Raw genomic sequence first — 6,938 nt, forward strand, 5'->3', positions numbered from 1 at the left:
AAATTGCCACTAATTTAGTGGCAATTTGTTTAATGTACTATTTCTTAATTTATTGTCTCCCCATTCGCTGCTTCAGCATCCGGATTTACAAAAACTAATTTCCCTTCTGCATTTGTAGTCATCAAAATCATTCCTTGACTTTCTACGCCGCGTAGGTTTCTTGGTGCCAAGTTCACTAAAACAGTTACTTTTTTACCCACAATTTCTTCTGGCGAAAAACTCTCTGCAATTCCCGAAACTATCGTGCGAACATCTATTCCAGTATCTACCTTTAAAATTAGCAGTTTATTTGCTTTTGGCATTTTTGAAGCTTCGATAATCGTACCTACACGCAAATCCATTTTGGCAAAATCATCAAATTGAATTGCTTCTTTTTGTGGTTCGGACACCTTGTTGTCGGCTTTATTCGCTGTTTTTGTAGCTTCCAATTTATCTATTTGTTTTTGGATTTCCTCATCTTCAATTTTGGCAAAAAGCAGTTCTGCTTCTCCAATATGGTGTCCAGCTGGGATTAAATCTGAAATTTCTGAAACAGTACCCCATGACAATGGACTTTCTATTTTTAAAATTCTTGATAATTTTTTAGCTGTAAACGGTAAGAAAGGTTCGCACAGTGAACTCAATGCGGCAGCAATTTGCAACGCTACATACATTTGGGTTTGTACACGACCTAGATCGGTTTTTACCATTTTCCAAGGCTCTTCGTCGGCAAGATATTTATTTCCCAATCGGGCAACATTCATCAATTCGCTCAACGCTTCACGGAATCTGTAACGTTCAATCGAACTTGAAATCACTGCCGGGTATGCTTTCAATTCGGTCAAAGTAGCTTCGTCCACTCCCGAAAATGTGTTCGGACTTGGAACGATTCCTTCGTAATATTTATTGGTCAACACCACCACACGATTTATGAAATTTCCAAAAATTGCTACCAATTCATTGTTATTTCTCGCTTGAAAATCTTTCCAGGTAAAATCATTATCCTTGGTTTCAGGAGCGTTTGATGTCAAAGCATACCGCAAAACATCTTGCTGATTTGGAAAATCTTCCAAATATTCGTGCAACCAAACCGCCCAGTTTTTAGACGTAGAAAGTTTATTTCCTTCCAAGTTCAAGAACTCATTTGCGGGCACATTATCAGGCAAAATATAGCTTCCCTCTGCTTTTAGCATCGCAGGGAAAATGATACAGTGAAAAACAATATTGTCTTTTCCTATAAAGTGAACCAGCTTGGTATCTTGATCTTTCCAGTACGGTTCCCAATCTTTTCCTTCGCGCAAAGCCCATTCTTTGGTAGATGAAATGTAGCCAATTGGCGCATCAAACCACACGTATAATTTTTTTCCTTCGGCACCTTCAACGGGAACATCAATTCCCCAATCGAGGTCGCGTGTTACCGCACGAGGCTCTAATCCTCCGTCAATCCACGATTTTACTTGTCCGTAAACATTCGGTTTCCAGTCATTTTTATGTCCAACGAGAATCCATTCTTTCAAGAAATCTTCATAACGATCCAATGGTAAAAACCAGTGTTTCGTTGATTTCATGATCGGAGTTTCTCCCGTAATAGTAGATTTTGGGTTAATCAAATCCGTAGCGTTTAGCGTGGAACCGCATTTTTCACATTGATCACCGTAGGCTTCTTCGTTGCCGCATTTTGGACAAGTACCAATTACAAAACGATCCGCTAAAAACTGATCGGCTTTCGCATCGTATAATTGCTCCGTTACTTGTTCGATAAAATCCCCTTTTTCATATAGAGTCCTAAAAAATTCCGAAGCCGTATCATGGTGAATTTTAGCCGAAGTTCGAGAGTAATTATCAAAAGAAATATCAAAGTCGATAAATGATTTACGAATGATTCCATCATATTTATCGATAACTTCCTGTGGCGTAATGCCTTCTTTTTTGGCTTTCATCGAAATCGCCACCCCGTGCTCGTCACTTCCGCAAACAAACAAAACGTCTCTTCCCTGCAATCTTAAATATCTGGAATATATGTCCGAAGGCACGTAAACACCTGCCAAATGGCCAATGTGAATCGGTCCGTTCGTGTAAGGCAATGCCGCTGTAATGGTATATCTTTTTGGATTCTGTATCATAAAATTATTTTTAGATTCTGAAATTAATTCAGAACGAGCTGCAAAAATAAGGAATAGAATTTTTATTTGAAGCTATTTCCCGCTATCCGTTGCAATCTTTTTCAACGCTGTCAGGGTTTTGAACCCTGACAGCGTTTAGAAAAAGGATTTTCACTGCTATCGGGGCTAGGGTATTCGAGTTTTCAAGATGTTTTGTAATTATTTAAGCCTTCAAAATGACAGAGTTTACATGTTTTGAAAAATGTTTTACTTTATTTGGGAAAGCAATATTTTTGTTACTCCAAATAACGGGACAATTCATCTCTTTTTTCGATTTGTTTAATTTTATATTTACTTTGATTTAATGAAATTTTCATCAATTAGGCTAAACAATTTATAATTAATTATGAGTTACTTAGGATAAATAGTTGTTCATCGTTGTGCAAGCAATGCTACTTGTTTTTGTTTGTAAAATTTATTTCTCACTGTGGTTAAAAGATTCAAGTTGAAAATGCTGCGATAGGACTCTGAATTAAAAGGGTACTCATTTTAAAGGAACAAGAGTGGGACAAAGTTGAGCTTGTTTGGGATAATAGATTGGGAAAAACACTATGCATTATTTTAGTGTATTCTATTCAAATCATGGGATCTTATCCATTTCGGGATTATTAAAATTTTATAGGTGCTAATTTAATATTGATATTGGATATATCAATGACTGAACGGTTTTTGATCATTAAAACTTATAGCAAAATAATAAATAACAGTACGTGTTCTTTAGATCTAAATTATAATAGAACCAAATTTGCCACAAATAATCTTTAATAATATGAAAAAAATATTTTTATTTACCGGCTTGTTTGTAGCCGCAATAGGAATGGCTCAAGAAGCTACGTGTCCTGTTACTGGAAAAACAGCCAGTGGCTCAAAAGAGGCAAATGTATATGAGAACTCAGCTACGATGGTTGCTAAATCGTATGGAACACCCGCTCAAAACGGGAGTAGCCAAGTTAATAAAAATAAACAATGGTGGCCTAACCAATTGAGTTTGGATGTGCTGCGTCAAAATTCTGACTTGTCAAGTCCTATGGGAAAGGAGTTTGACTATGCAAAAGAATTTAAAACATTAGATTATGCCGCTTTGAAAAAAGACTTGGAAGCTTTGATGACACAATCTAATGATCTTTGGCCTGCTGATTTCGGAAACTATGGACCCTTATTTATTAGAATGGCTTGGCATAGTGCAGGAACATATCGTTCTGGTGATGGACGTGGCGGTTCTCGTGCAGGACAACAACGTTTTGCGCCATTAAATAGCTGGCCAGATAACGTGAATTTAGACAAGGCTAGGAGATTATTATGGCCAATTAAACAAAAATACGGAAGCAAAATTTCTTGGGCAGATTTAATGATTCTTACCGGTAATGTAGCTTTAGAATCTATGGGATTTCCAACATACGGGTTTGCCGGAGGGAGAGTGGATGTATGGGAGCCAGAATCAAATGTGTACTGGGGTCCTGAAAACAAATGGCTGGATCATGCCAGAAGTGTTGAAGGCGAATTAGAAAAACCGTTAGCCGCAAGTCAAATGGGATTAATTTATGTTAATCCAGAAGGGCCAGCAGGAAATCCAGATCCACTTTTAGCGGCCAAAGATATTAGAGAAACATTCGGACGCATGGGGATGAATGATGAAGAAACGACTGCTTTGAATGCTGGTGGGCACACCTTTGGAAAAACACACGGAAAAGGACCAGCGAGTCATGTTGGTGCAGACCCCGAAGCTGCCGGAATTGAAGAGCAAGGTTTAGGATGGAAAAGTTCATATAAATCAGGAAAAGGAACGGATGCCATTTCGTCTGGACTAGAAGTTACTTGGACTGGAAAGCCAACAGAATGGAATTATGGATTTTTTAAAATCTTGTTTGATAACGAATGGGAATTAACTAAAAGTCCGGCAGGAGCGCACCAATGGGTTGCTAAAAACGGAAAAGCGTTTATTCCTGATGCATTCGATCCAACAAAAAAACATTTGCCAACTATGTTAACAACGGATTTATCTTTCCGTTTTGATCCAGAGTATGCTAAAATATCCAAGCGTTTTTATGATAATCCTAAAGAGTTTGAAAAAGCATTTGCTAAAGCTTGGTTCAAATTAACGCATCGTGATATGGGACCAAATACTACGTATTTAGGACCTGAAGCACCAACAGAAGATTTAATCTGGCAAGACCCAATTCCTGCGTTAAACCATGACGTGGTGAATGATAAAGACATTAAGGCTTTAAAAGGTGAAATAGCTAAGTCTGGCTTATTAATCAATGAATTAGTTTCAACTGCTTGGTCTTCTGCCTCTACTTTCCGTGGGTCTGACAGAAGAGGAGGAGCTAATGGAGCAAGAATCCGTTTAGAGCCTCAAAAACATTGGGCTGCAAATAATCCTAAACAATTATATAAAGTTTTACCAGTTCTTGAAAATATTCAGAAGAAATTCAATGCGAAAAGTGCTTCTAGAAAAATTTCAATGGCTGATTTAATTGTCCTTTCTGGGGTTTATGGCGTAGAAACAGCGGCTAAAAATGCTGGTTTTCCTGTAACAGTTCCTTTTACACCCGGAAGAATGGATGCTACCCAAGAGCAAACTGATGTGAAAGGTATGGCGGTTTTAGAACCAACAGCTGATGGTTTTAGGAATTATTTGAAAACGAAATATACGGTAGCTACAGAAGCATTATTAGTTGACAAAGCTCAACTTTTGACTTTGACAGCTCCCGAAATGACTGTTTTGATAGGTGGTATGCGTGCATTGAACGCCAATTATGATGGGTCACAACATGGTGTGTTTACAACAGAAAAAGATAAATTAACTAATGATTTCTTTGTAAATCTTCTCGATATCAATACGGTTTGGACGGCAATTAATGACGAAAAAGAAGTATTTGAAGGAAAAGACAGAACTACAGGAAAAGCAAAATGGACAGCGACTCGAGCAGATTTAATTTTTGGTTCTAATTCAGAATTGAGAGCTGTAGCAGAAGTGTATGCTAGTGATGATGCTAAAGGAAAGTTTGTTTATGATTTCGTGGCAGCATGGAATAAAGTAATGATGCTTGATTTTTTTACTGCAAAAAAATAAATTAACCTTAGGTTTATTGAAATCAGAGCCGGCTCATTTATGAGCCGGCTTTGTCTTTTATTATAACTTATAGTTTCAACGGGGTAGTGGTTGTGAAAAATGTTTTTTTTAATAATACCAAACACACATATTAGATAAGCTATAAGAATAAAACAATGGTGCATTTTTTTACCATATAAGTCATTTAAGTTTCATTTGTTAGGCTTATGGACCTTAAACAACAATAAGGTCATTTAAGGTTTAATGCTTATATGACTCCTATGTTAAATATTATTTCACTCATTTTATAGTACGACATTAAATAGGTCCAACTGCTTAGTCTGAATTTTAATTAAAAACAAGTAGCTAAAATAACAGCGATCTCTTCTTCCTATATTGTGTTTTTTAGAGGATTTCTATTAAAATTCCATAACGTAGATTTGTAATCTGTGCGTATTGAAGTCCATTCTTAGAATGCGTTTATTTAAATTTGTAAACCTAAAAGATAAAGACTGTAAGTTATGGCAAAAGGCCCTGAAAAAAACACTAAAAATAAGGCTTTGCATACCAAATTGCTCAATCGGAAAAAGGCTAACCTTCAGGAAGAAAAAAAAGAAAAAGCCATACGTTTGAAAGCTTTGGTCACAAAAATGAATCAGAAAAAGAATAGTGACGAATCTGATGCTATATAAATCATAATGTATTTCTTTTCTGTACTAATTTACCCGAAATTTGCACTTTAGTATTTAAACATGAAAAGTATGGAATTCGGTAGAATAATTATTTCAGAAACAGCAATGAACAGTGAGAATCTCCAAGATGTCATTCACTCTAATATTTCGGTAATCAACTTAATGCGTGAGGAAGGCGTAAACGATGATTTGATTCACGAAGATGCTATAATGAGTTATTATTTGGATTATTATACTTCACAATATACCGAAGGAAATTTTGCTCAGTTTGTATTTAACTCTGGTTGGGATAAAGAACTGAACGAATTAATAGAAGAAGGTTTAGAATTAATTGGAGCCGAAAAGCATTTGGAGTTGTTTCAACAACAATCAAAAAAAGTAAAATTAATGAGCAGTGTTAAGCTCAATAAATTCTTGAAAGGAAAGCTGGAAGGCGTAAATCCTATCCGAGATTTACTTAACAACGATACTTTTTTTGAAATTGAGGAAAACCTAATTAGTTTGAACGCTACTTTCTTAAAAACGCATCCCGATTTTGAAGTCCTTTCTGTAGACTACATTTTTGCAACCTTAGAAGAATTTGTGGGTCATGAGATTAAAAGAGACTAAACTAAGTCAAAAGTCGTAAGTCAAAAGTCTTAAAGGTGTTTTTCTGTTGTACTCCATTGTCTTTTCAACATAATATTATATTTAAACATTGTTGTCCGATAAAAAAGAAGCCAAATTAATGGCTTCTTAAAATAATCGTAATTTAGAGTTGCAAAATTCAAATAACGATGGGTAAAAATAAGTATTTTTCGACTAAGTCTGTTTTCGGACAGCTGATTTCTTTAATAGATGATTCAATGGTTCAGAAAGCTGTTGAGAAATATGATTCAGACAGATATGTGAAAAGTTTTAAAAGTCAAGATCATTTATTTAGTCTGGTTTTTTGCTGTTTAGAAAAATGCAATTCATTGCGCGAAGTTGCTCAAGGAATGCTTGGTTTGTCAGGTAAAGAGGAAACTGTTAGAATTAATCATCTTCCTAAAAAGAGTACTTTGGCAGATG

Annotated in this window: 5 protein-coding genes; 4 read left to right on the plus strand and 1 reads right to left on the minus strand. The window is 35.9% G+C overall.

Annotation, left to right across the window (positions count from 1 at the left end; translation table 11 throughout):
- Nucleotides 1-44 precede the first annotated feature (44 nt).
- The gene (gene metG / locus BLS90_RS09995) at nucleotides 45-2,102 is read right to left on the minus strand and encodes a methionine--tRNA ligase (RefSeq protein ID WP_091257497.1); all 2,058 of its coding nucleotides are present in this window, start codon (nucleotides 2,100-2,102) and stop codon (nucleotides 45-47) included.
- Nucleotides 2,103-2,910: 808 nt separating this feature from the next.
- On the opposite strand from metG, the gene katG reads away from it, so the two are divergent.
- The 4 genes from katG to BLS90_RS10010 all read left to right on the plus strand — a co-directional run.
- On the plus strand, nucleotides 2,911-5,217 hold the full coding sequence (gene katG / locus BLS90_RS10000) for a catalase/peroxidase HPI (RefSeq protein ID WP_394331029.1): 2,307 nt from the start codon (nucleotides 2,911-2,913) through the stop codon (nucleotides 5,215-5,217).
- A 500-nt stretch (nucleotides 5,218-5,717) separates the two neighbouring features.
- Nucleotides 5,718-5,888: a hypothetical protein gene (locus BLS90_RS16875; RefSeq protein WP_175455465.1), complete on the plus strand. Its 171-nt coding sequence runs from the start codon at nucleotides 5,718-5,720 to the stop codon at nucleotides 5,886-5,888.
- A gap of 69 nt (nucleotides 5,889-5,957) precedes the next feature.
- Nucleotides 5,958-6,497, plus strand: a complete 540-nt coding sequence (locus BLS90_RS10005; RefSeq protein WP_091257513.1) for a DMP19 family protein — start codon at nucleotides 5,958-5,960, stop codon at nucleotides 6,495-6,497.
- A 167-nt stretch (nucleotides 6,498-6,664) separates the two neighbouring features.
- Nucleotides 6,665-6,938: DUF4372 domain-containing protein (locus BLS90_RS10010; protein ID WP_139171408.1), on the plus strand; the 274-nt coding region annotated here is incomplete at its 3' end.

The sequence above is a fragment of the Flavobacterium omnivorum genome, assembly GCF_900099915.1.
In the GTDB taxonomy this organism is placed as follows: domain Bacteria; phylum Bacteroidota; class Bacteroidia; order Flavobacteriales; family Flavobacteriaceae; genus Flavobacterium; species Flavobacterium omnivorum.